This is a genomic window from Pseudomonas sp. Z003-0.4C(8344-21) (assembly GCF_900104975.1).
Classification (GTDB): domain Bacteria; phylum Pseudomonadota; class Gammaproteobacteria; order Pseudomonadales; family Pseudomonadaceae; genus Aquipseudomonas; species Aquipseudomonas granadensis.
This window is the reverse complement of record NZ_LT629756.1, coordinates 907450-932089: the sequence shown is the minus strand read 5'-3', so window position 1 is coordinate 932089 and position 24640 is coordinate 907450. Positions and strand designations below refer to the sequence as shown.

General features: G+C 60.1%; 20 protein-coding genes. 11 read left to right on the top strand and 9 right to left on the bottom strand.

From position 1 onward, the window contains the following. Positions 1-32: 32 nt before the first annotated feature. The 6 genes from BLU24_RS04275 to BLU24_RS04250 all read right to left on the bottom strand — a co-directional run bounded on the left by BLU24_RS04275 (position 33) and on the right by BLU24_RS04250 (position 7988). Positions 33-857 carry an ABC transporter permease gene (locus tag BLU24_RS04275; RefSeq protein WP_093097808.1) on the bottom strand — a complete coding sequence of 275 codons (825 nt, stop codon included), beginning with the start codon at positions 855-857 and terminating at the stop codon, positions 33-35. A gap of 12 nt (positions 858-869) precedes the next feature. Then, positions 870-2117 (bottom strand): ABC transporter permease, encoded by a 1248-nt coding sequence (locus tag BLU24_RS04270; RefSeq protein ID WP_090286823.1) that lies wholly within the window; start codon positions 2115-2117, stop codon positions 870-872. A 194-nt stretch (positions 2118-2311) separates the two neighbouring features. After that, a complete protein-coding gene (locus tag BLU24_RS04265) occupies positions 2312-3355 on the bottom strand; it encodes an ABC transporter substrate-binding protein (RefSeq protein WP_090286825.1) in 1044 nt (347 codons plus the stop codon). 48 nt (positions 3356-3403) lie between these two features. After that, the gene (locus tag BLU24_RS04260) at positions 3404-4528 is read right to left on the bottom strand and encodes an ABC transporter ATP-binding protein (RefSeq protein ID WP_090286827.1); all 1125 of its coding nucleotides are present in this window, start codon (positions 4526-4528) and stop codon (positions 3404-3406) included. Positions 4529-4876: 348 nt separating this feature from the next. Next, a complete protein-coding gene (locus tag BLU24_RS04255; RefSeq protein WP_090286829.1) occupies positions 4877-5506 on the bottom strand; it encodes a response regulator in 630 nt (209 codons plus the stop codon). Between the two features lie 85 nt (positions 5507-5591). Next, the gene (locus BLU24_RS04250) at positions 5592-7988 is read right to left on the bottom strand and encodes a PAS domain-containing sensor histidine kinase (RefSeq protein WP_093097805.1); all 2397 of its coding nucleotides are present in this window, start codon (positions 7986-7988) and stop codon (positions 5592-5594) included. 73 nt (positions 7989-8061) lie between these two features. Here BLU24_RS04250 and BLU24_RS04245 point away from each other — a divergent pair, with 73 nt between their 5' ends. Next, a complete protein-coding gene (locus BLU24_RS04245; RefSeq protein ID WP_093097803.1) occupies positions 8062-9051 on the top strand; it encodes an alpha/beta hydrolase family protein in 990 nt (329 codons plus the stop codon). A gap of 135 nt (positions 9052-9186) precedes the next feature. On the opposite strand, the gene BLU24_RS04240 is transcribed toward BLU24_RS04245, so the two are convergent. Genes BLU24_RS04240 through BLU24_RS04230 form a run of 3 tightly spaced genes read right to left on the bottom strand, consistent with a single transcriptional unit; the run spans position 9187 to position 11643 of the window. Continuing rightward, the gene (locus BLU24_RS04240; RefSeq protein ID WP_093097801.1) at positions 9187-9954 is read right to left on the bottom strand and encodes a TerB family tellurite resistance protein; all 768 of its coding nucleotides are present in this window, start codon (positions 9952-9954) and stop codon (positions 9187-9189) included. Position 9955: 1 nt separating this feature from the next. After that, positions 9956-10627, bottom strand: a complete 672-nt coding sequence (murU, locus tag BLU24_RS04235; RefSeq protein ID WP_093097799.1) for an N-acetylmuramate alpha-1-phosphate uridylyltransferase MurU — start codon at positions 10625-10627, stop codon at positions 9956-9958. Next, positions 10624-11643, bottom strand: coding sequence for an aminoglycoside phosphotransferase family protein (locus BLU24_RS04230; RefSeq protein WP_093097797.1), 1020 nt, complete (start codon positions 11641-11643; stop codon positions 10624-10626). The genes murU and BLU24_RS04230 overlap by 4 nt, the downstream gene beginning before the upstream one ends. A gap of 130 nt (positions 11644-11773) precedes the next feature. Between BLU24_RS04230 and BLU24_RS04225 the strand changes: the two genes are divergently transcribed. The 10 genes from BLU24_RS04225 (at position 11774) to BLU24_RS04180 (ending at position 24578) form a co-directional block, all read left to right on the top strand. Then, a complete protein-coding gene (locus BLU24_RS04225; protein WP_090286841.1) occupies positions 11774-14575 on the top strand; it encodes an LPS-assembly protein LptD in 2802 nt (933 codons plus the stop codon). Continuing rightward, on the top strand, positions 14550-15872 hold the full coding sequence (gene surA / locus BLU24_RS04220; protein ID WP_172833236.1) for a peptidylprolyl isomerase SurA: 1323 nt from the start codon (positions 14550-14552) through the stop codon (positions 15870-15872). Before BLU24_RS04225 ends, surA begins: the two co-directional genes overlap by 26 nt. After that, positions 15869-16858, top strand: a complete 990-nt coding sequence (gene pdxA / locus BLU24_RS04215; protein WP_093097795.1) for a 4-hydroxythreonine-4-phosphate dehydrogenase PdxA — start codon at positions 15869-15871, stop codon at positions 16856-16858. Before surA ends, pdxA begins: the two co-directional genes overlap by 4 nt. Then, the gene (rsmA, locus tag BLU24_RS04210; RefSeq protein WP_090286845.1) at positions 16855-17673 is read left to right on the top strand and encodes a 16S rRNA (adenine(1518)-N(6)/adenine(1519)-N(6))-dimethyltransferase RsmA; all 819 of its coding nucleotides are present in this window, start codon (positions 16855-16857) and stop codon (positions 17671-17673) included. Before pdxA ends, rsmA begins: the two co-directional genes overlap by 4 nt. 113 nt (positions 17674-17786) lie before the next feature. Then, a complete protein-coding gene (apaG, locus tag BLU24_RS04205) occupies positions 17787-18167 on the top strand; it encodes a Co2+/Mg2+ efflux protein ApaG (RefSeq protein WP_093097793.1) in 381 nt (126 codons plus the stop codon). Beyond that, positions 18167-19048 carry a symmetrical bis(5'-nucleosyl)-tetraphosphatase gene (locus tag BLU24_RS04200; protein WP_093097791.1) on the top strand — a complete coding sequence of 294 codons (882 nt, stop codon included), beginning with the start codon at positions 18167-18169 and terminating at the stop codon, positions 19046-19048. Before apaG ends, BLU24_RS04200 begins: the two co-directional genes overlap by 1 nt. Before the next feature lie 34 nt (positions 19049-19082). Next, positions 19083-19412: a thiosulfate sulfurtransferase GlpE gene (gene glpE / locus BLU24_RS04195; protein ID WP_093097789.1), complete on the top strand. Its 330-nt coding sequence runs from the start codon at positions 19083-19085 to the stop codon at positions 19410-19412. A gap of 296 nt (positions 19413-19708) precedes the next feature. Further along, positions 19709-21631, top strand: a complete 1923-nt coding sequence (locus BLU24_RS04190; RefSeq protein WP_090286853.1) for a PrkA family serine protein kinase — start codon at positions 19709-19711, stop codon at positions 21629-21631. Between the two features lie 116 nt (positions 21632-21747). Continuing rightward, positions 21748-23019: a YeaH/YhbH family protein gene (locus BLU24_RS04185; RefSeq protein WP_090286856.1), complete on the top strand. Its 1272-nt coding sequence runs from the start codon at positions 21748-21750 to the stop codon at positions 23017-23019. After that, a complete protein-coding gene (locus tag BLU24_RS04180; protein ID WP_090286858.1) occupies positions 23016-24578 on the top strand; it encodes a SpoVR family protein in 1563 nt (520 codons plus the stop codon). Before BLU24_RS04185 ends, BLU24_RS04180 begins: the two co-directional genes overlap by 4 nt. The last annotated feature ends 62 nt before the right edge of the window (positions 24579-24640 follow it).

Genomic DNA, 24640 nt, shown 5'->3' with positions numbered 1-24640 from the left:
TGTTAGAGGTACGCCGACGTGCACGATCAGCGTCAGACCTGGGCGGTGCGCAACTTCTCGCTACGCCCGCGCAACCATTCCAGCGTCAGCAGCAGGATCACCGAGAAAGCAATCAGCAACGTCGCCGCCGCCGCAATCGTCGGGCTGAGATTCTCGCGAATCCCGCTGAACATCTGCCGTGGCAAGGTCGCCTGCTCGGGCCCGGCGAGAAACAGCGTCACCACCACCTCATCAAACGACGTCGCAAAGGCAAACAGTGCCCCGGAAATCACCCCCGGCGCAATCAGCGGCAAGGTCACCCGGCGAAATGCGGTCAGTGGCGAAGCACCGAGACTCGCGGCCGCCCGCACCAGATTGTGATTGAAGCCCTGCAGGGTCGCCGACACCGTGATGATCACGAACGGCACGCCGAGCACCGCGTGCACAACGATCAGCGAGAAGAAGCTGTTGCCCAGCCCCAGCGGCGCGAAAAACAGGTAACTCGCCACGCCGATGATCACCACTGGCACCACCATCGGCGAAATCACCAAGGCCATCACCAGCGACTTGCCGGGGAAGTCGCCACGGGTCAGGCCGATCGCTGCCAGCGTACCGAAGATCATCGCCAGCACCGTCGCGGCCGGGGCGACGATGATGCTGTTCTTCAGTGCGCGCATCCACTCTGCCGAGGCGAAAAAGTCGTGGTACCACTGCAATGAAAAGCCTTGCAGCGGGTAGACCAGGAAACTGCCCGAATTGAACGACAGCGGCACGATCACCAGCACCGGCAGGATCAGGAACAACAGGATCAGGCCGCAGAGGATCCGCAGGCTGTAGAACCACACCCGTTCGATGGGCGACATGTAAGGACTGAGCATTTCGAATTCCCCTTAGCTCAAGCGCAGGCGACTGGCGCCGACCAGCCAGCTGTAGATCAGATAAAGCACCACGGTCGCCAGCAAGAGCAGCCCGCCGAGCGCGGTGGCCATGCCCCAGTTGATGCTGGTGTTGGTGTAGAACGCGACGAAGTAGCTGACCATTTGATCATTCGGGCTGCCGAGCAGCGCCGGGGTGATGTAGTAGCCGATGGCGAGAATGAACACCAACAGGCAGCCGGCGCCGACACCCGCGTAGGTCTGCGGGAAGTACACCCGCCAGAAACTGGCGAACGGGTGACAACCGAGGGAAATCGCCGCGCGCATATAGGTCGGCGAGATGCCTTTCATCACGCTGTAGATCGGCAAAATCATGAACGGCAGCAGAATGTGCACCATCGAGATGTACACGCCGGTGCGGTTGAACACCAGTTCCAGCGGCTTGTCGATGATGCCCATTGCCAGCAGCGCACTGTTGATCAAGCCGCCCGATTGCAGGAGCACGATCCACGCCGCGACCCGCACCAGGATCGAGGTCCAGAACGGCAGCAGCACCAGAATCATCAGCAGGTTGCTTTGCCGCGAAGGCAGATTCGCCAGCAGATAGGCCAATGGATAAGCGAGCAGCAGGCAGATCACCGTAATGACCAGGCCCATCCAGAAAGTGCGAGCAAAGATGTCGAGGTAGATTGCCTGATCCGGGGTCGCCGGGGCCAGTTCGCCGAGGTCGTCGATGCGATGGTCGACTGCCGCCAGCAGGTAATACGGAGTGATGCTGCTGGTGTTGCGTTTGACCGCTTGCCAGTAGGCCGGGTCGCCCCAACGCTCATCGAGGCCTTCGAGGGCTTCTTTATACGAGGCCGGTTCGCTGGCGAATGGCAGCGCCCGGGCGGTTTTGGTCAGCAGGCTGCGATAGCCGGCCAACTCCATGTTCAAGCGCTTGGACAGGTCGCCCAGCGTCTGGTTTTTGCGCGCCTCGGCGAGGTCTTCGCTGGCAGCTTTGTACACCGGTTCGGCAGGCAGGCCGCGGCCGTCCCAACTCGCGATGGCAGTGACAGTGCGCGGCATGCCGCCGACCACTTCGGGGTTGCCGACGCTTTTGTAGAGCAGCGCCACGATCGGCACCAGAAACACCAGCAACAGAAACAGCACCAGCGGCGCAATCAGCGCCTGGGCTTTCCAGCGGTTGACCCGCTCGGCGCGCTTGAGCTTCTGCTTCAAGGTGGGGCTGGCGCCCTCGTTCAGGGGAACGGCGATGGCCATGACGTACTCCGCAAATCTTTGATCGTTACAGAGGTGGCGAGCCACCTCTGTTGTGTTGAAACACCGCTAACTGTGGGAGCGAGCCTGCTCGCGAAGAGGCCAGCACATTCAACATGGATGCTGGCTGTACTGGCGCTTTCGCGAGCAGGCTCGCTCCCACAGGGGGCAGGCAAGCCCACCCCACTGGCCCCTGCTTACTTGGCAGCCCAGGAATTGAAGCGCTGTTCCAGTTGCTCGCCGTTGTCAGCCCAGAAGCTGACGTCGATCTGCACCTGGTTGGCGATGTTTTCCGGAGTGGTCGGCATGTCTTTCAGGACGTCCTTGGCCAGCAGCGGTACGGCTTGAGTGTTGGCCGGGCCGTAGGCAATGTTTTCCGAGTAGGTCTTCTGCTGCTGCGGCTGCACCGAGTAGGCGATGAATTTCTTCGCCGCTTCGGCACGCTTGGCGTCCAGGCCTTTCGGGATGGCCCAGGCGTCGAAGTCGTAGATGCCGCCGTTCCACACCACTTTCAGGTTGGATTCTTTCTGCACCGCAGCGATGCGACCGTTGTAGGCCGAGCTCATCACCACGTCACCGGACGCGAGGTACTGCGGCGGTTGTGCGCCGGCTTCCCACCATTGAATGCTCGGTTTCAGCTCGTCGAGTTTCTTGAACGCGCGGTCCTGACCGCCCTTGCTCGCCAGCTCTTTGTAGACGTCTTTCGGCGCCACGCCGTCGGCCATCAAGGCGAATTCGAGGGTGTACTTGGCGCCTTTGCGCAGGCCACGCTTGCCGGGGAATTTCTTCGTGTCCCAGAAATCCGCCCAGCTTGTGGGTGCGGTTTTCAGCTTGTCGGCGTTGTACGCCAGTACGGTCGACCAAACGAAGAAGCCCACGCCGCATGGCTGAATCGCGCCTTTGACGTAGTCTTCGGTCTTGCCGAACAGCGCCGGGTCAAGTTGCTCGAACATGTCTTCGTCGCAGCCACGGGACAGCTCTGGCGACTCCACTTCGACCAGATCCCACGACACGCTCTTGGTGTCGACCATGGCTTTGACCTTGGCCATTTCGCCGTTGTACTCACCGGCGACGATCTTGCCGTTGCCCGCCGCTTCCCACGGTGCATAGAAGGCTTTGACTTGCGCCGCCTTGTTCGCCCCGCCAAACGACACCACGGTCAAATCCGGGCCGGCGGCCATCGCGCCGGTCGCACCCATCAGGCCCAGGGTCAGGGCGGTGAACTTCAGGGATCTCAACATTTATTGTTCTCTCCACGTGCAGGGTTGGTGTTGGTATTGCCGGGGCGCTTAATGCGCCTCTGAAAGAGGATCGAGCGCGCGAACGTGCTCGACCTGCCAGCCAAGCGGAACCACGTCGCCGACGCTGAGCGCTGGATCGAGCTCGGCAATCGGTTGTTTCACGAAGAAGTCGGTCTTGCCGCAGACTTCCAGGCGCACCCGGACGTGGTCGCCCAGATAGATGAATTCCGCCACCCTCCCTGAGAAGCGGTTGACGCATTGATCACTGGAACCGTTGAGGCTGACCCGCTCCGGACGGATCGACAGGGTCACCGGCTCGCCGGTCTGGCCGACGTTGACCGCCAGCGCCTCGACCTTCTCGCCGCGACCCAGCTCGACCACACAACGCTCGCCGCTCTGACTGAGCAGGCGACCGTTGAGGCGGTTGTTCTCGCCGATGAAGTTGGCGACGAAGGTGTTTTTCGGCTCTTCATAAAGCGTACGTGGCGGAGCGATCTGCTGGATTTCGCCCTGATGGAACACGGCGACACGGTCAGACATGGTCAGCGCTTCGCCCTGATCGTGGGTCACGTAGACCACAGTCACGCCGAGGCGCTGGTGCAGGTGCTTGATTTCCATCTGCATGTGTTCGCGCAATTGCTTGTCGAGGGCGCCCAACGGTTCGTCCATCAGCACCAGTTGCGGTTCGAACACCAAGGCGCGGGCCAACGCCACACGCTGTTGCTGACCACCGGACAACTGCGCCGGATAGCGCGAAGCGAACGCGTCGAGCTGGACCATGCTGAGGACTTTCTTCACCCGCTCGCCGACGTCGCTTTTGTTCAAGCCACGCACGGTCAGCGGGAAGGCGAGGTTTTCCGCGACGGTCATGTGCGGGAACAGCGCGTAATTCTGAAATACCATGCCGATGTCGCGCTTGTGCGGCGGCACGTTGTTGATCGAGCGCCCGGCCAGCAGGATTTCGCCGGCGGTTGGCGTTTCAAAACCGGCGAGCATCATCAGGCTGGTGGTCTTGCCGGAACCGGACGGCCCGAGCAGGGTGAGAAATTCGCCTTTGCGAATGTCCAGGTTGAGGTCTTTGACGATCAGGTTCTCGCCATCGTAGCTCTTCTGCACTCCACGAAAGCTGACCAGCACATCACTGGCCCCTGCGTTTGAATCGACCTGGCTCATACCCGCACCTTTGTTATTGATGACTGCTTGTGAGTCAAGCCTAGTGGCTGCTGACAGCCGCGCAAATCGGGGCGCAGGAGAGAATGGCTTAAGCCGGATGGAAGGTTGGGGGTAGGGATTGCCCTACAAGGATGGCGCTAATGGATAAAGCAGTGGCGAGGGTTGAGCTGCAAGCTGCAAGAACAAGCAAAAGCGTTTGTCGCTAACAGATACGCCTAGAATCGAAAATTGAACAAAGAATCCTGTGGGAGCTGGCTTGCCAGCGATAGCGGTGGGTCAATCGACATTGATGTGACTGACATTGCCTCATCGCTGGCAAGCCAGCTCCCACAGGATTTTTTGGTGGGCTCAGAGCAGCTTGTGCTCCATCGCATACTTCACCAGTTCGGCCAGCGAGGTGATGTTGAGCTTTTGCATCAGGCGCGCCTTGTGCGTGCTGATGGTCTTGCTGCTGAGCGCCAGTTGCTGGGCGATGTCGTTGACGTTGGCGCCCTGGGCCAGGCGTTCGAACACCGAGAATTCGCGCTCGGACAACAACGAATGCAGCGGCCGCGCATCGGTCAGGCCGACTTCGAACACCATGCGGTCGGCCAGCTCGGGGTCGATGTAACGCCCGCCCGCGGCAACTTTGCGGATCGCCGTGAGCAGCAGTGCCGGATCACTGTCCTTGGTTGCATAGCCGGCCGCGCCGACTTTCAATGCACGGGCGGCCATCTGCGCTTCGTCGTGCATCGACAACACCAGAATCGCCGGCGGATTGTTCAACGCGCGAATACGCGGAATCGCCTCGAGGCCATTGACCCCGGGCATGGAGATATCCAGCAGCACCACTTCGCACGGCACATGGCGCAGGGTTTCCAGCAATTGCTCACCATTGCTCGCCTCGCCGACCACTTGCAGGTCCTTGGCCAGGCCAATCAACTGCTTGATGCCCTCGCGGACGATGGTGTGGTCTTCGGCTACCAGTACACGGATCAATTCTTCTCTCCAGATTTCAGGTACACACCAATCCCTGTGGGAGCGAGCCTGCTCGCGATAACGTCAGCCCAAATACTACAAATCTTCAAACCTCACCCACCGGCACCCGCACCACCAGACTGGTGCCCTCCCCCGGCTCACTCTCAAGCGTCAACTGCCCGCCCATGATCAGCACCCGCTCGCGCATGCCGACCAGACCAAACGAAGTCGGCCGACCGGTAGCGGCGATAAATCCTGCGCCATCATCGCTGACCGTCAGACACAATTCATCGCCCTCCAGCGCCAGCGTCAGTTCCACCGTGTGCGCCTGGGCATGGCGCATGACGTTGGTCAGGGCCTCCTGCAAAATCCGGAACAGCCCCACCGCTTTGGCATCGCTGAGCGCCGGCAGATTGTCCGGCACCTGCACCAGACATGGAATCTGCGTACGCGCCTCGAACCGCCGCGCCTGCCATTCGATCGCCGAAGCAATCCCGGCATCGAGAATCGGTGGCCGCAGCGCCGTCGCCACATCCCGCACCAGTTGAAACAACTGGGCGATCAGGCGCTTCATGCTGTTCAACCGCTCATGCAGACCGGGATCGAGTTGCGCATAAGCCAGTTCGCACATCGAGGTTTCCAGTTTCAGCACCGTGAGCATCTGCCCCAGCTCATCATGGACTTCGCGGGCGATCCGCGCCTTCTCTTCTTCGCGCACGCTTTCAAGGTGCGCCGACAATTCACGCAGCTGTTCGCGCGAAGCAGCCAGTTCCAGCTCGATGCGCTTGCTCTCGCTGATGTCCCAGACAATGCCATCCCAGACGTACGCGCCGTCCTCCAGTTGCCGGGTGATCGCCTTGATCTCGGCCCAGCGCTGCTCGCCCTGACGCGTGAGGATACGCCCCTGCCACGACCAGTCGCTGTCACTGTCGAGCGCCTGATCCTGAGTGCAGTGATAACTGGCCTTGTCGTCCGGGTGCACCAGACCGCGCAGGCCCATGTCGCGATGGGCGATGACGGCCGGGGCGTAACCGACCAGACTTTCACTGCCTTCGCTGATGTAGGCGAAATCGATCTGCCCGGTGACCGGCGCCCGCTCCAGACGGAACACCAGCCCCGGCACGTTGGCAGCGATGCCCTGCAGGCGCGCTTCACTTTCCTGCAACGCCGCCAGGGCGCGACGCCGTTCAGTCACGTCGGTGAGGTAGACCACCAGGTATTCACTGTCGCGAAAACGCAGAAAACTCAGCGACACGTCCGCCGGCAGAACACTGCCGTCGGCACGCACACAACTGGTTTCGAAACTCAGCGGCCCCTCTTCACTGGTCCGCGCGCGTTTCCACAGGTTGAGCCAGCGATCCATGTGCAGGCCCGGTTCAAAGTCGATCAACGGGCGTTCGATCAAGCCACCGGCGGGATAACCGAGCATGCTTTCGGCCGCGCGATTGGCGTAGCGCACATGGCTGTCCCAGTTGACCCAGAGGATGCCGACGGTGCTTTGATCGATGGAAAACTGCGTCAGACGCAAGGCCTCTTCACTGGCGGCACGCAGGGCGATGTCTTCACGCGCGGCAAGCAGGCGCTGTTCCAGGCTGTGCTGTTGGCGCCGCTGCCAGAAAACGATGGCGGCACAACTGAGCAGCATCACCGCAAACAACAGGCTGAGGTTCTGCCAGAACCCCGGCGATTCCGACAACCGTGGATATTTGGGTTGCAGCCACTGGTTGTGCAGCTGTTCCAGATCCTTGGCCGGAATCGCGCGCAACGCACTCTGGACGATGCCGGCCAGTTCCGGCCAATCACGGCGCGATGCCACTCGCAGCAGCTGCGGCAGACCGATATCGCCAACCACCACCAGCTCGGCGAACTCCGGTTCGACCGACAAGCGCCCCAATTGGGCTTCATCGACCACGGCGTAGGCGGCTTGCTGGCTCAACAGCAACTGCAACGCCTGACGCTCGAGCGGCACGCCTTGCAGGTTCAGGTGCGGATAGTTGCTGCGCAGGTAATCGGCAGTGGTGCTCGGCATGCGCACCGCGACGCGGGTCTGGCTGTCGATTTTTTCCAGATCGACCACGCCGGCGCCCTTCTGGTCGCTGACCACCAGTTGCGGCACGCGCATGTACGGATCGGAAAATTGCCACAGGCGCAATGCGCCGGGAGTCTGGCTGAGACCCGGGGCGATATCGATTTCGCCGTCGCGCAAGGCGTTTTCCAACTGACCGAGGTCCTGAAAGTTGCGCCAGCTCAATTCGATATTCAGCGCTTTGGCCAACAACTTCATCAGCTCGACATTCGCGCCCGACAGCCGCTGCAAACGGCGATCGTACGTCGCGTACGGCGCTTGCAAGACCAGACCGACGCGCAGCTCATTGTGCTGCGCCAGCCATTGCTGCTGGCTCGCCGACAATTGCGCAAGGTGTGCAGGCGGCGCAGGCGCGGCCCAGCCCATCAAGGGAAACCACAAACAGCCGATAACCCACAGGCAGCAAAATCGCTTCATTGAAGTCTCATACACTGACAAATTCTGACCAACCCATTAGGCTGCCGGGATACTTTCTGGCCTGGAATAACCGATGCCCTTTGTTTATCGCCTGGCAATGCCAGCATTGTGCCTGTCGCTGATCCTGCCTTGTGCGTTTTCCGTCGAAGCCGCCGATCCGGCGCCTGCCGCCACGGCAGAAAAACCCGCCGAAGAGAAACCGGTCGAACGCCAGCCCTTGCTTGAGCGTAGTCAGGAAGAAGCTGCTGCACTGGAACGTCTTCTGCCGGCGCAAGAGCAGCAACAATTGCAGGCTGGCAGCGAAACCTTCCTGGCGCTGTGGAAACCGGCCAACACGGCCGAACCCAAAGGCGCGGTGATCATCATTCCTGGCGCCGGCGAAACCGCAGACTGGCCGCAGGCAATCGGCCCGTTGCGGCGCAAACTGCCGAACGCCCAGTGGAGCAGCCTGAGTATCACCCTGCCCGACCTGCAAAGCGATGCCATCGCACCGCGGGTCATCGAGCCCGCCGCAGCGCCGAAAGCGCCTGAGTCCGGCAGCAAGGATTCAACCACCGCGCAGCCGATCGAGCAGGCTGCTGGTGGCGAAGCCGAAGTCGCCGATCAGGTCGTCGCCGAAACCACCGAGGAACAATCCCGGGCTGACGCCGAACGAATCTTCGCACGCATCGACGCGGCGATTGCCTACGCCGAACAGCAGAGCGCGCGCAGCATCGTCGTGCTCGGCCACGGCACCGGCGCCTACTGGGCGGCGCGCTATCTGAGCGAGAAACAAACGGCGCAGGTGGAGAAATTCGTCATGGTTGATGCGCAGGCGCCGGCCAAGGCCAAGCCGCCACTGGCCGAGCTGACGCCGACGCTGAAGCTGCCGACGGCGGATATTTTCTACATGGACAAGCCGCTGGATCGCAACGCAGCGCTGGAGCGCATGCAGGCGAGCAAACGTCTGAAGACGTCGGCGTTCAGCCAGGTCGCGCTCAAGGCATTGCCGGACAAAAAGGCCGAGGAGGAGCAGCTGTTGCGTCGGGTGCGGGGGTGGTTGAACCCGCAAAACCCGGACTGACCGGTAGACCGAGTAGCGCCCATCGCGAGCAGGCTCACTCCTACAGTTGATCGAGGTCCATCAGTTGGAACGCAATCATTTGTAGGAGTGAGCCTGCTCGCGATGGGGTCAGTTCAGACAACACACATCCAACGACTAGCGAAAATCTCGCCGCTCACGAATCAACGTGTAGGCATTGTGCAATTCGCGAGTACGCTCGGTCGCCTCGCGCACCTGCGCCGCTGACGCCCCGCTGCCGGCGATCTTGTCCGGATGATGGCGACTGAGCAGGCGCCGATAAGCGCGCTTGATCTGCGCCGGTTCGCTGCTCGCCGAGACGCCGAGCAGCTTCATCGCTTCCTGATAACTCACCGCCGCGCTGACGATCGGCCGCTTGCCCGGCTCGTAATCACTGGCCAGCGCCTGTACCTGCTGCGGCGTCCAGCCCAGCCACTTGCCCCACTGTGCCAGCAGCTCACGTTCACTGACACCGGCGCGACCATCGGCCCAGACCATCCGCCAGCAGGCGCGCAACACACCTTCGGTGGCATGCGGCTGCGCGCTCAGACGGCGCAGATAACCGCGCAGATTGTCGCTGCCCGACTTGCCACGGTTGAACGCAGCAATGGCTCGACGCGTGGCCGGCTCGCTCATTTCCAGCGCGCGCATTTCCTTGCGCGCCTGCTGGATATGCCCGTCCGTCACCCGACCGTCGCTCTTGGCCAGCCGCCCGAGCAGCACGAACAACAGCTCGTCGTTGCGCAACATCGGCCGGCCGCCGAGCTTTTCCCGCAAATGCCCCCAGCTCTGCAGATTCAGGCGCCGATCCAGCGCTTGCCCCAACAACGCCCCAAGCATGGCCCCCGGAATGCTGGCGATTGCAAAACCCACTCCGGCTCCAATCAGAGTCCCTGGCCACAACATATCAGCGACTCGCTTTTATCAAGGTTTCAGCTTCGGCCAGACGCTCGTGTGTACCGACATCCACCCAGTGCCCTTTCAAACGCTCGCCGCTGACCTCGCCGGCCGCCATGGCTTTGCGCAGTAGCGGCGCAAGCTTGAAGGCGCCGTCGCTACAGCCGTCGAACAGTTGCGGATGGAGTACGGCGATGCCGCTGTAAGTCAGCGTCGGCAAATCCGGCTGGCCGTCCTGCACCTTGCCGTCGACCAGGGAAAAATCACCGTTGGGGTGATGCGCCGGATTGTCCGCCAGCACCAGATGCGCCAGTCCGGCGATCGGTTGATGCAGGACGCTGAAGTCGTAGTCGGTCCAGATGTCGCCATTGACCACCAGAAACGCATCGTCACCCAGCAACGGCAAAGCACGGAAAATCCCGCCGCCGGTTTCCAGTGGTTCGCCTTCCGGCGAGTACTGGATGCTCAGGCCGAACCGCGAGCCGTCTCCCAAGTGGTCTTCGATCTGCTGTCCAAGCCAGGCGTGGTTGATCACAATCTGGTTGAAGCCAGCCGCGGCGAGGGCGCGCAGGTGATATTCGATCAAAGGCACGCCGCCGGCACGTACCAGCGGTTTTGGCGTGGTCAGGGTCAACGGACGCATGCGCTCGCCTTTGCCTGCCGCCAGAATCATTGCCTTCATGCCGTCGCTCCAGCGCGCAAGCTGCTGAACAGCGCCTGCAGCTCCGCCAGTTCAGGACGACGGGCAATCACCGCTTCTATATAAGAGAAGAAGCGCGGCACGTCCGCCAGATAGCGTGGCTTGCCGTCGCGGTGGCAGATGCGCGCGAAAATACCGATGACTTTCAGATGGCGCTGCACGCCCATCAGGTCGCTGGCGCGCAGGAAATCCTCAAAGTCGGTCTGCACCGGGATATTCAGCGCCTGGGCTTGCTGCCAGTATTTTTTCAGCCATCCGTGCACGCGTTCTTCAGGCCAGCTGAGGAAGGCGTCCTTGAACAGGCAAGTAACGTCATAGGTCACCGGGCCGTAGACCGCATCCTGGAAATCCAGCACACCGGGGTTGGGCTCGCTGAGCATCAGGTTGCGCGGCATGTAGTCGCGGTGTACCAGCACCTTCGGCTGGGCCAGGGCGCTGTCGATCAGTAGATCGCTGATGTGCTGCCATTGCTGATGTTGAGCCGCATCGAACTCGACACCCAGTTCGCGCTTCACATACCACTCGGGGAACAATTCCAGCTCACGGCGCAGCAACGCCACGTCGTAGCTGGGCAGCGGCGCAACCATCGGCAATTGCTGAAAGGCCAGCAAGGCTTGCAGCGCATCGTCGAACAAAGCGTCGGCATTTTCGCCGTTGATCACGTCGAGATAGGTCTGGTTGCCCAGGTCATTGAGCAAAAGAAAGCCGAGCTCGAGGTCTTCGGCATAAATTTTCGGCACGTTGATTGCGGATTTCGCCAGCAAAAAGGCGATATCCACGAACGGTTTGCAGTTTTCCTGAGGCGGCGGCGCGTCCATCACGACGAAGCTGCGATCCCCACCTTCCCAGCGAAAGTAGCGGCGAAAACTCGCGTCGCTGCTGGCCGCGGTCAACGTGGCCGGGGGCACGGTGCCCCAGCCTTGCTGTGCAAACAGATTTGCCAACTGCTCATCGAGCCAAACTTTCAGGTGTTGCAAGCGTACATCTTGGTCAGGCATTGCAAGGGTCTCCGACGGCGCTAGCCGTCAAGCGGGTCATGCTTTATTATCCAGCATCTTTTTCAGACCATCGAGAGGCGTGCGGCCCACACCGCGGGCAGATGGCACGCAGGAAGCCCGGACTAATAAGATGGCATTGAAATCCCCCGCGTTTCGTAAAAAATTTCCGTTGTTGGTAACCGGCAGTCTGCTGGCTATGCAACCTCTGGCCAGTCAATTCGTTGTTGCCGCCGAGCAGTATGACTGCTCCGTCTCGGCTACGGGTGGTTGGGACTGTGCGCCCAAATCACCGGCCGCTGCGTTGCCGCCGCGCCCGGTGCATGACGGCAGTGCCGTCAGCGCCACCGGCGATGCGCCGAGCGAGAACGGTTCGACAGCCGACACCGGCCCGAAAACCGCGCTCGTCACTGAAGCCAAGGGCCGCGGTCTGAAATCCCGTAGCGAAGACTACAGTCACCTCGACTGGGTTCCGCGCGAGAAACTCACCGCCGCTCAACTGGCCGAGACCGGGCCTTACTGCTCCGGCGCCTACATCGAGCCGACTCGTCCTGGCATGAATGACAAGACGAACAAAAGCGACGCTCCGACCTTTATCGGCGCAAAAGCCTCGCGCTATAACACCGATGATCAAGTCGGTACGCTGGCCGGTGATGTCGTCCTGCGTCAGGGCAGCATGCAGGTCGAGTCCGACGAGGCCAGCCTGTATCAGGCCGAGAGCCGCGCCGAACTCAATGGCGACGTACGCATTCGCGACAACGGCGCGCTGATCGTCGGCGACCACGCCGATGTGCAGCTCGACACCGGTGAAGCCAAGGTCGACAACGCCGAATACGTGATGCACAAATCACGCATCCGCGGCAACGCGCTGTACGCCAAGCGTGCCGAGAACGCGATCATTCGCTTGAAGGACGGCACGTACACCACGTGCGAACCGAACAGCAACGCATGGCAGCTCAAGGGCAACAACATCACGCTGAACCCGGCAACCGGTTTCGGTACCGCGACCAACGTGACGTTGCGCGTCAAGGACATCCCGATCCTGTACACGCCGTACATCTACTTCCCGATCGACGATCGTCGTCAGTCGGGCTTCCTGCCGCCGACCATCGGCAGCGGCAGCGATACCGGCTTCATGCTGGTCACGCCGTACTACTTCAACCTGGCACCGAACTACGATGCCACGTTGTACCCGCGCTACATGAGCAAGCGCGGCATGCTGGTGGAAGGCGAGTTCCGTTACCTGACCAAGTCGAGTGAAGGTCAGTTCGGTGCGTCGTATCTCAACGACGAGAACGACGATCGCAAGCGCCAGTCCGATTACAACGAGACGCGCTACATGTACAACTGGCAGCACAAGGGCGGTCTCGACTCCCGTGTGCTCACCCAGGTTGACTACACCAAGATCAGCGATCCGTATTATTTCCAGGATCTGCAGACCGATCAGATCGGCGTCAAGAGCGACGATTACGTCAACCAGCAGGGTTCCGTCACCTATCGTGGCGACAACTACACTGCGCGCCTGAATGCCCAGCAGTACCAACTGGCGACTGTTTCGAACATCACGCCTTACGGTCGTTTGCCGCAGATCACCTTCAACGGTCAACTGCCGTACCACCCGGAAGGCTTGAACTTCGATTACGAAACCGAGCTGGTTCGTTTCGACCGTGACTTGCGCAGCGGCACGTTTGTTCAGGAAGACGGCGTCACCACCGAGTCGCGCCTGGACAACAATATTCAAGGTCTGGCCCGCGCCAACGGCGACCGTCTGAATCTGAAACCGGGCGTCAGCCTGCCGATGAACTGGACGTATGGCTTCCTCAAGCCGTCGCTCAAGTACCAATACACGCAGTACCAGCTTGATCTGGACAACACCGGCAAATCGCAGATCGATGTGATGACCGCCGAGCAGAAGAAGCTCAACGGTGAATTCGACAGCAACCAGAACCGCGGCGTACCAATCGCCAGCATCGATGGTGGCCTGTACTTCGACCGCAACACTTCGTACTTCGGCAAGAATTACCGTCAAACCCTTGAACCACGTCTGTTCTACCTCTATGTACCCGAGGTGGATCAGGAGGACATTCCGGTATTCGACACCAGTGAATACACCTTCAACTACGCCTCGCTGTTCCGCGACAATCGCTTCTCCGGTTCCGACCGTGTCGGCGACGAGAACAAGTTGTCGCTGGGCGTGACCAGTCGCTGGATTGAAGACAACGGTTTCGAGCGCCAGCGCATCAGTGTCGGTCAGGCGTTGTACTTCAAGGATCGCAAGGTTCAACTGCCAGGCATCGCATTCAACGATCGTGACGACGCCAAATCCGACGTCTCGCCATACGCTCTGGAGTACGAATACCGCTGGAACCGTGACTGGCGCACCACGGCCGACTACAACTGGGATCCGGACAGCCGCAGCCCGCGTTCCGGCAGTGCGATGTTCCACTATCAGCCTGAAGACAACCCGAACAAGGTCGTCAACCTTGGCTATCGCTATCGCAACGACCAGGTTCGCTATGACCAGAACACCGGTAAATGGTCGGTCGGTGGCGGCGACTACGGCACCCCGGGGCAGCCTGGCTACGTGAAGGACTACTACAAGATCCAGCAGCATGACTTCTCGGTCATCTGGCCGATCGTTCCGCAGTGGAGCGCGATCAGCCGCTGGCAGTACGACTACAACCGCAACCGTACGCTGGAAGCCTTCGGCGGTTTCGAGTACGACAACTGCTGCTGGAAATTGCGTCTGATCAACCGTTACTGGGTTTCCTACGACGAGTTCAGTCAGGAAGCTCCGCAAAACGAAAAAGGCGACCATGGCGTCTTCCTCCAAATTGTTCTGAAGGGACTCGGCGGCCTCACCGGCGCCAAGGTAGAGAGCTTCCTCGACAAAGGCATTCAAGGTTATCGTGAACGTGAAGACCAAGCTTTCTGATTGTCTGCGCCCGCTGATGCTGGGCGCGCTGTTCCTGGGTACGGCGGCCAACGCCGCCGTGCAGTCCATCGACAAAGTGGTAGCGATCGTCGACAACGACGTGGTCATGCAGAGCCAGCTGGACCAGCGTGTCCACGAAGTGCAGCAGACTATCGCCAAGCGTGGCGGCGGCTTGCCGCCTCCGGGCGTGCTGGATCAACAGGTGCTCGAACGTCTGATCGTCGAAAACCTGCAGCTGCAGATCGGCGAGCGCTCCGGTATCCGCATCACCGACGAAGAGCTGAACCAGGCGGTCGGCACCATTGCCCAGCGCAACAACATGAGCATTGATCAGTTCCGTGCTGCACTGGCTCGCGACGGCCTGTCCTACGACGATGCCCGCGACCAGATCAAACGCGAGATGATCATCAGCCGCGTGCGTCAGCGTCGTGTGGCAGAACGCATTCAGGTCTCCGAGCAGGAAGTGAAGAACTTTCTCGCCTCCGACCTGGGCAAAATGCAACTGTCCGAAGAACTGCACCTGGCCAACATCCTGATTCCGACCCCGGAAAGCGCCAACTCCGAAGCGATTCAGAGCGCCGCGCGTCAGGCCATGGAGGTTTACCAGCAGCTCAAGCAAGGCGCCGACTTCGGCCAGATGGCCGTGGCGAAATCGGGCAGCGACAACGCACTGGAAGGCGGCGACATGGGCTGGCGTAAAGCCGCGCAATTGCCACCGCCGTTCGATCGCGAGCTGAGCAGCATGGCCGTTGGCGACATCACTCAACCTGCACGCACGCCGGGCGGCTTCATCATCCTGAAATTGCTGGGCAAACGTGGCGGCGAAGCGCAGATGCGCGACGAAGTGCATGTTCGTCACATTCTGGTCAAACCGAGCCCGATTCGCGACGAAGCCAAGACCGAGGCGCTGGTGAAGTCGCTGTATGAGCGCATCACTGCCGGGGAAGATTTCGCTACGCTGGCGAAAAACTACTCCGAAGACCCGGGCTCGGCGCTCAACGGCGGCGACCTGAACTGGATCGATCCGAACGCACTGGTACCGGAATTCCGCGAAGTGATGGCCACGACCCCGCAAGGTCAGCTGTCCAAGCCATTCCAGACCCAATACGGCTGGCATGTTCTGGAAGTTCTTGGCCGTCGCGCCACCGACAGCACCGAACAGGCTCGCGAGCAGCAAGCCCTGACCGTCCTGCGTAACCGCAAATACGACGAAGAGCTGCAAACCTGGCTGCGTCAGATCCGTGACGAAGCGTACGTAGAGATCAAACTTCCTGGTGCAGACCAGGCAGCGCAGTGAAACCCCGGCGTTTCGCGCTGACACCCGGCGAGCCAGCCGGCATCGGTCCCGACCTTTGCCTGCTGCTCGCCTCGCAAGCCCAGCCACACCCCCTGATCGCCATCACCAGCCGCGACCTGCTCCTCGAGCGGGCCGCGCAACTGGGGCTGGCTGTCGATCTGCTGGATGTCAATCCTGATCACTGGCCGGACGCTCCGGCGCCCGCCAACAGCCTGTATGTCTGGGACACGCCACTGAGCGCCCCCGTGGTAGCCGGGCAACTGGACACGGCCAACGCGGCGTTCGTTCTCGACACCCTGACCCGCGCCGGCAACGGCTGCCTGAACGGCGACTTCGCCGGGATGATTACCGCACCCGTGCACAAGGGCGTGATCAACGACTCAGGTATCGCGTTCTCCGGGCACACCGAATTTCTCGCTGACCTGACTCACACCGCGCAAGTGGTGATGATGCTCGCCACCCGCGGTTTGCGCGTGGCACTGGTCACCACTCACCTGCCCCTGCGCGAAATTGCCGACGCGATCACACCGGAGCGGCTGGAGCGGGTTACGCGCATCCTGCATGCCGACCTGCAAAACAAATTCGGCATCGCCCAGCCACGGATTCTGGTGTGCGGACTCAACCCGCACGCCGGCGAAGGTGGTCATCTGGGCCGTGAAGAAATCGACATCATCGAACCGACATTGGAACGCCTGCGCGGCGAGGGCATGGACCTCCGTGGCCCGCTGCCTGCCGACACTCTGTTTACCCCCAAGTATCTGGAGCACTGCGACGCAGTGCTGGCGATGTACCACGACCAGGGCCTGCCCGTGCTGAAATACAAAGGCTTCGGCGCTGCAGTCAACGTGACGCTGGGCCTGCCGATCATCCGCACGTCGGTCGATCACGGCACCGCGCTTGATCTGGCCGGCAGCGGCAAGATCGAGACCGGCAGCCTGCAAGTCGCCCTGGAAACCGCCTACCAGATGGCCGAGACCCGTTTATGACCGAGCAATACCAACACAAGGCGCGCAAACGCTTTGGCCAGAACTTCCTGCACGATGCCGGCGTTATCGACCGTATCCTGCGCTCTATCCATGCCAAAGCCGAAGACCGTCTGCTGGAAATCGGCCCGGGCCAGGGCGCACTGACCGCCGGCCTGCTGTCCTCCGGCGCGCAACTCGATGTGGTGGAACTGGACAAGGACCTGATCCCGATCCTTAACCAGCAGTTCGCCGGCAAAAGCAATTTCAACCTGCACCAGGGCGATGCACTGAAATTCGACTTCAACACGCTCAACGCCGCGCCAAACAGCCTGCGCGTGGTCGGCAACCTGCCGTACAACATTTCCACGCCGCTGATTTTTCACCTGCTGAATAACGCCGGCATCATTCGCGACATGCACTTCATGCTGCAAAAAGAAGTGGTCGAGCGTCTGGCCGCGGGTCCTGGCGGTGGTGATTGGGGTCGTCTGTCGATCATGGTTCAGTACCACTGCCGCGTCGAACACCTGTTCAACGTCGGCCCGGGCGCGTTCAATCCGCCGCCGAAAGTCGATTCGGCAATCGTTCGTCTGGTGCCGCATGCAGTACTGCCGCACCCGGCCAAGGATCATCGCCTGCTCGAACGCGTGGTGCGCGAGGCGTTCAACCAGCGCCGCAAGACCTTGCGCAACACGCTCAAGCAACTGCTCAGCAATGCCGAAATCGAAGCCGCCGGCGTCGATGGCAGCCTGCGTCCCGAGCAACTGGATCTGGCCGCGTTCGTACGCCTGGCAGACCAGCTCGCCGTACAAGTTCCGGCCGCCCCTGTCGCCGACTGACCGGCGATGAACGCTATCGGGCAGCACACCACTCTGGTTTACTGCCCGATACTTGCCTAGACTGATTCCCCATCAGCTACGCCCCGCGTTCCGTTTCGTTAAGGCCTTTCTGCATGTCCGATTCCCGTTATAAGGTTGATGTCAGCGTCGTCACCCGCTATCTGGCAGAACAATCGCAACCCGAAAATGACCGCTTCGCTTTCGCCTACACCATCACTGTGCAGAACAACGGTCAGATTCCAGCCAAGCTTCTGTCCCGGCACTGGGTGATTACTGACGGTGATGGCCATGTCGAAGAAGTGCGCGGTGAAGGCGTCGTCGGCCAGCAACCGTTGATCGACGCAGGCAAGAATCACGTCTACACCAGCGGCACCGTGATGACCACCAAGGTCGGCACCATGCAGGGCACCTATCAAATGCTCGCCGACGATGGCAAACATTTCGACGCGGTCATCAAACCGTTTCGCCTTGCCGTGCCCGGAGCCCTGCACTGATGACGACGTATGCCGTCGGCGACCTGCAAGGCTGCCTCGAACCGCTCAAATGCCTGCTCAAGCAAGTGGCGTTCGATCCGCAACTCGATCGACTCTGGCTGGTGGGTGATCTGGTCAACCGTGGCCCGCAATCGCTGGAAACCCTGCGTTTTCTGTACGGCATGCGCGAGTCGCTGGTTTGCGTACTCGGCAATCACGATCTGCATCTGCTCGCCGCCGCAAGAAACATCGAGCGCCTGAAGAAATCCGACACCCTGCGGGAAATCATCGAAGCGCCGGACTGCGCAGAACTGCTCGAATGGGTACGCCAGCAAAAACTCATGCACTACGACGAGCGTCGCGATGTCGCCATGGTTCACGCCGGCATCCCACCGCAATGGTCGCTGCGTCGCGCCCTGAAATGCGCCGCCGAAGTCGAGACGGCATTGCGCGATGACAATATGTTGCCGGCCTTTCTCGACGGCATGTATGGCAACGATCCGGCGAAATGGGACAGCGATCTCAAAGGCGTCGAGCGCTTGCGGGTCATCACCAACTATTTCACGCGCATGCGTTTCTGCACCGCCGAAGGCAAACTCGATCTCAAAAGCAAGGAAGGTCTGGATGCTGCTCCGCCCGGCTATAAACCTTGGTTCCAGCACAAGGAGCGCAAGACCCGCGGCCTGCGCATCATCTTTGGCCATTGGGCGGCGCTGGAGGGCAACATCCACGAACCGGGTATCTCGGCGCTGGACACCGGTTGTGTCTGGGGTGGCAGCCTGACCCTGATGAACGTCGACAGCGGTGAACGCCTGTCGTGCAAATGCGATGAACATGGCGGACTCGCACCTTCAGTCGCACCATCCATTCCCGAAACTTCACCAGTCGGCGCACCGCGTTAGACTGCGTTATCAGTTGAGCAACAGGAACACAGCCATGACCGAATTCAAACGAATCCCCCCGGAGCAGGCCCAGGCACTGCGCGAAAAAGGCGCCGTCGTGGTCGACGTGCGCGACCCGGCGACTTTTGCCGCCCTGCACATCAGGGGTGCGAAGCATCTGGACAACCATTCTCTGCACGCTTTCATTCAGGGTGCCGACCTCGATGCGCCGACTGTCGTGGTCTGCTATCACGGCAATTCCAGCCAGGGCGCAGCCGCCTATCTGGTGGGCCAGGGCTTCTCCGACGTCTACAGCATGGACGGCGGCTTTGAACTGTGGCGTACGACTTATCCTTCGGAAACTGCGCAAGGCAGCGACGAATAATTTTTTTTGTCACGCGCAGCCCCCGGCTTCCGCGGGCCTGCGCGAGGCAGACGAACGGTCTGCCACAACTAATTACGTATCTCGCCTTTACCTCTCGAATTCCCAACTATCCTTAAGCGCAGGCCATCCAAAACAGGGGAGAGCCGGTACACCGGCGCACGGGTCATCGGGAGTAGCTTCCGTGGTTGTCCACTGCGGGAGAGTTCTGGGGGGTAAACAACGGCTGCCACTGTGGCTGTTGCCAGCATCGACTGAGTGATCCGGCGTCGGCTCCACGTATCGAGCGAGGTGACGTCATGAGTATCTTTAGCCACTTCCAACAACGCTTCGAATCCACACGCCAGGAAGAATTCTCTCTGCAGGAATACCTGGAACTGTGCAAAAAGGATCGCAGCGCCTACGTATCCGCCGCCGAACGTCTGCTGCTGGCGATTGGCGAACCGGAACTGCTCGACACTTCGACCAACTCGAGGCTGTCGCGCATCTTCTCCAACAAGGTGATCCGCCGTTATCCGGCCTTTGAAGACTTCCACGGGATGGAAGAATGCATCGACCAGATCGTCTCGTATTTCCGCCACGCCGCTCAGGGCCTGGAAGAGAAGAAACAGATCCTTTATCTGCTCGGCCCCGTCGGCGGCGGTAAATCGTCCCTGGCCGAGAAGCTGAAACAGCTGATTGAAAAAGTGCCCTTCTACGCAATCAAGGGCTCACCGGTATTCGAATCGCCACTGGGTCTGTTCAACGCCACCGAAGATGGCGCGATCCTCGAAGAAGACTTCGGTATCCCGCGGCGCTACCTCAATACCATCATGTCGCCGTGGGCGACCAAACGCCTGGCCGAATTCGGCGGCGATATCAGCCAGTTCCGCGTGGTCAAGCTGTACCCGTCGATTCTCAATCAGATCGCCGTGGCCAAGACCGAACCGGGCGACGAGAACAACCAGGACATTTCCGCACTGGTCGGCAAGGTCGACATCCGCAAACTCGAGGAATACCCACAGAACGACGCCGACGCCTACAGCTACTCCGGTGCGCTGTGCCGGGCCAACCAGGGCCTGATGGAATTCGTCGAAATGTTCAAGGCACCGATCAAGGTGCTGCACCCACTCCTGACGGCGACCCAGGAAGGCAACTACAACAGTACCGAAGGCCTCGGCGCGATTCCGTTCACCGGGATTCTGCTCGCTCACTCCAACGAATCGGAGTGGCATACCTTCCGCAACAACAAGAACAACGAAGCCTTCATCGACCGGATCTACATCGTCAAAGTGCCGTACTGCCTGCGCGTCAGTGACGAAGTGAAGATCTACGACAAACTGCTGTTCAACAGTTCACTGGCCAAGGCGCACTGCGCGCCGGATACCCTGAAAATGCTGGCGCAGTTCACCGTGCTGTCGCGTCTCAAGGAGCCGGAAAACTCCAATATCTATTCGAAGATGCGCGTCTACGACGGCGAAAACCTCAAGGACACCGATCCGAAGGCCAAGTCGATTCAGGAATACCGCGACTCGGCCGGCGTCGACGAGGGCATGAACGGTCTGTCGACCCGCTTCGCCTTCAAGATCCTGTCCAAGGTATTCAACTTCGATCCGCATGAAATCGCCGCCAACCCGGTGCACCTGCTCTATGTGCTGGAACAGCAGATCGAACAGGAACAGTTCCAGGCCGAGACCCGCGAACGCTACCTGCGCTATCTGAAGGAATACCTCGCGCCGCGCTACATCGAGTTCATTGGCAAGGAAATCCAGACCGCTTACCTCGAATCCTACAGCGAGTACGGTCAGAACATTTTCGACCGCTACGTGCTCTATGCGGACTTCTGGATTCAGGATCAGGAGTACCGCGACCCGGAAACCGGCGAAATCCTCAACCGCGTCGCGCTCAACGAAGAACTGGAGAAAATCGAAAAACCGGCCGGCATCAGCAATCCGAAGGATTTCCGCAACGAGATCGTCAACTTCGTCCTGCGCGCCCGGGCCAACAACAATGGCAAGAACCCGACGTGGCTCAGCTACGAAAAACTGCGGGTGGTCATCGAGAAGAAAATGTTCTCCAACACCGAAGACCTGCTGCCCGTCATCAGCTTCAACGCCAAGGCCAGCAAAGAGGACCAGCAAAAACACAACGACTTCGTTACACGCATGGTTGAACGTGGCTACACCGATAAACAGGTACGACTGCTGTCCGAATGGTACCTGCGGGTCCGCAAGTCGCAGTGAGGCAGCTGCAAGCTACAAGCCACAAGCTGCAAGACAAAGCGCGTAAGCCCTGAATCCTGGGTCATTCGCATTACTTGCAGCTTGCAGCTCAAAACTTGAAGCTCCCCGGAGGGCCTATGAGCTATGTGATCGACCGACGCCTCAATGGCAAGAACAAGAGCACGGTGAACCGTCAGCGTTTCCTGCGGCGTTACCGTGACCACATCAAGAAGGCCGTCGAAGAGGCGGTCAGCCGGCGCTCCATCACTGATATGGAACACGGCGAACAGATCAGCATTCCCGGTCGCGACATCGACGAACCGGTGCTTCACCACGGCCGCGGCGGCAAACAGACCGTAGTTCATCCCGGCAACAAGGAATTCACCGCCGGCGAACACATCGCCCGCCCACCCGGCGGCGGTGGCGGACGCGGTCCGGGCAAGGCCGGCAACTCCGGCGAGGGCATGGACGAGTTTGTCTTCCAGATCACCCAGGAAGAGTTCCTCGAATTCATGTTCGAAGACCTCGAACTGCCGAACCTGGTCAAGCGCAACCTCAGTGGCACCGACACCTTCAAAACCGTGCGCGCCGGGATCAGCAACGAAGGCAACCCGTCACGCATCAATATCATCCGCACCCTGCGTTCAGCTCATGCACGGCGTATCGCCCTGTCCGGCAGCAGCCGGGCCAAGCTGCGCGAAGTCAAGGCAGAGCTGGAACGACTGAGACGCGAAGAGCCAGACAACTTCGGCGATATTCAAGAACTCGAGGCGGAAATCGAAAAGCTCAGCGCGCGCATTCATCGCGTGCCGTTCCTCGACACCTTCGACTTGAAGTACAACCTGCTGATCAAACAGCCGAACCCCAGCTCGAAAGCCGTAATGTTCTGCCTGATGGACGTTTCCGGCTCGATGACCCAGGCGACCAAAGACATCGCCAAGCGCTTCTTCATCCTCTTGTACCTGTTCCTCAAGCGTAACTACGACAAGATCGACGTGGTGTTCATCCGCCATCACACCAGCGCCCGGGAAGTCGATGAGGAAGAGTTTTTCTACTCGCGGGAAACCGGCGGCACCATCGTTTCCAGCGCGTTGAAACTGATGCAGGAGATCATGGCCGAGCGTTATCCGAGCAACGAGTGGAACATCTATGCCGCTCAGGCCTCCGACGGCGACAACTGGAACGATGACTCGCCGATCTGCCGTGACATTCTGATCAACCAGATCATGCCGTTTGTGCAGTACTACACTTACGTGGAGATCACCCCGCGCGAACATCAGGCCTTGTGGTACGAATACGAACGCATCGCCGAAGCCTTTTCTGACACGTTTGCCCAGCAGCAACTGGTCTCGGCCGGAGATATCTATCCGGTCTTCCGTGAACTCTTCCAGCGCAGGTTAGTGACATGACCGCCAAAGAGCAGAAGCGCCAACCCATTTCCACCGGCTCGGAATGGACGTTCGAGCTGATCCAGACCTACGACCGCGAGATCGCTCGGATTGCGGCCCGCTATGCGCTGGACACCTATCCCAACCAGATCGAAGTGATTACCGCCGAACAAATGATGGATGCCTATGCATCGGTGGGCATGCCGCTGGGGTACCACCACTGGTCCTACGGCAAGCACTTCCTCAGCACCGAGAAGTCCTACAGCCGCGGGCAAATGGGCCTGGCCTACGAGATTGTGATCAACTCCGATCCGTGCATTGCCTACCTGATGGAAGAGAACACCATCTGCATGCAGGCATTGGTAGTGGCGCACGCTTGCTATGGTCACAACAGTTTCTTCAAGGGCAACTACCTGTTCCGCACCTGGACCGATGCCAGTTCGATCATTGACTATCTGGTGTTCGCCAAGCAGTACATCATGCAATGCGAGGAGCGCCACGGCATCGATGCGGTGGAAGACCTGCTCGATTCCTGCCATGCACTGATGAACTATGGGGTTGACCGTTACAAGCGTCCCTATCCGATCTCTGCCGAAGAAGAGCGGCGCCGGCAGAAGGATCGCGAAGAGCACATGCAGAAACAGATCAACGATCTGTGGCGCACCATTCCCAAAGGTGCGGACAAGTACAGCGACAAGGACAACGCACGCTTCCCGGCCGAGCCGCAGGAAAACATCCTCTACTTCATCGAAAAGCACGCGCCGCTGCTGGAGCCGTGGCAGCGCGAGATCGTGAGAATCGTGCGCAAGATTGCCCAGTACTTTTATCCACAGCGCCAGACCCAGGTGATGAACGAAGGCTGGGCAACGTTCTGGCATTACACGTTGATGAACGACCTGTACGACGAAGGGCTGGTCACCGACGGTTTCATGATGGAATTCCTCACTTCACACACCAGCGTGGTGTTCCAGCCGGGTTTTGACAGCCCCTATTACAGTGGCATCAACCCGTACGCACTGGGTTTTGCCATGTATCGCGACATTCGGCGCATGTGTGAAGAGCCTACCGAGGAGGATCGCCACTGGTTTCCGGAAATCGCCGGTACCGATTGGCTGTCGACCATCAAGTTCGCCATGAGCAGCTTCAAGGATGAGAGTTTCATCCTGCAGTACCTGTCGCCAAAAGTGATTCGCGACCTGAAACTGTTCAGCATTCTCGACGATGACCAGAAAGACGACCTGCTGGTGCCAGCCATTCACGACGAAAGCGGCTATCGGATCATCCGCGAAACTCTGGCGGCGCAGTACAACCTCGGCAATCGTGAGCCGAACGTGCAGATCTACAGCATTGATCGACGCGGCGACCGTTCACTGACCCTGCGCCACCAGCAGCACGATCGCAAACCGCTGGGCGATTCCACTGACGAGGTGCTCAAACACCTGCACCGACTCTGGGGCTTCGACATTCATCTGGAAACCCTGCAGGGCGACCAGATCATGAAAACCCATCACGTTCCGCCACGTAGCGAACATAGTGAAGGCGATTACGGTCGACTTGATCTGGCCGTGATACATCTTTGAGCCGGTTCTGGCCTCCGAAAGTCTGACGCAAGGGTTATCCTGTCGGGCTAACGGAGGTTTTT

Coding starts and splice junctions, on each gene's coding strand:
- BLU24_RS04275 (WP_093097808.1), bottom strand. CDS start 857: ATGCTCAGTCCTTACATGTCGCCCATCGAACGGGTGTGGTTCTACAGC.
- BLU24_RS04270 (WP_090286823.1), bottom strand. CDS start 2,117: ATGGCCATCGCCGTTCCCCTGAACGAGGGCGCCAGCCCCACCTTGAAG.
- BLU24_RS04265 (WP_090286825.1), bottom strand. CDS start 3,355: ATGTTGAGATCCCTGAAGTTCACCGCCCTGACCCTGGGCCTGATGGGT.
- BLU24_RS04260 (WP_090286827.1), bottom strand. CDS start 4,528: ATGAGCCAGGTCGATTCAAACGCAGGGGCCAGTGATGTGCTGGTCAGC.
- BLU24_RS04250 (WP_093097805.1), bottom strand. CDS start 7,988: ATGAAGCGATTTTGCTGCCTGTGGGTTATCGGCTGTTTGTGGTTTCCC.
- BLU24_RS04245 (WP_093097803.1), top strand. CDS start 8,062: ATGCCCTTTGTTTATCGCCTGGCAATGCCAGCATTGTGCCTGTCGCTG.
- BLU24_RS04240 (WP_093097801.1), bottom strand. CDS start 9,954: ATGTTGTGGCCAGGGACTCTGATTGGAGCCGGAGTGGGTTTTGCAATC.
- murU (WP_093097799.1), bottom strand. CDS start 10,627: ATGAAGGCAATGATTCTGGCGGCAGGCAAAGGCGAGCGCATGCGTCCG.
- BLU24_RS04230 (WP_093097797.1), bottom strand. CDS start 11,643: ATGCCTGACCAAGATGTACGCTTGCAACACCTGAAAGTTTGGCTCGAT.
- BLU24_RS04225 (WP_090286841.1), top strand. CDS start 11,774: ATGGCATTGAAATCCCCCGCGTTTCGTAAAAAATTTCCGTTGTTGGTA.
- rsmA (WP_090286845.1), top strand. CDS start 16,855: ATGACCGAGCAATACCAACACAAGGCGCGCAAACGCTTTGGCCAGAAC.
- apaG (WP_093097793.1), top strand. CDS start 17,787: ATGTCCGATTCCCGTTATAAGGTTGATGTCAGCGTCGTCACCCGCTAT.
- BLU24_RS04200 (WP_093097791.1), top strand. CDS start 18,167: ATGACGACGTATGCCGTCGGCGACCTGCAAGGCTGCCTCGAACCGCTC.
- glpE (WP_093097789.1), top strand. CDS start 19,083: ATGACCGAATTCAAACGAATCCCCCCGGAGCAGGCCCAGGCACTGCGC.
- BLU24_RS04190 (WP_090286853.1), top strand. CDS start 19,709: ATGAGTATCTTTAGCCACTTCCAACAACGCTTCGAATCCACACGCCAG.
- BLU24_RS04185 (WP_090286856.1), top strand. CDS start 21,748: ATGAGCTATGTGATCGACCGACGCCTCAATGGCAAGAACAAGAGCACG.
- BLU24_RS04180 (WP_090286858.1), top strand. CDS start 23,016: ATGACCGCCAAAGAGCAGAAGCGCCAACCCATTTCCACCGGCTCGGAA.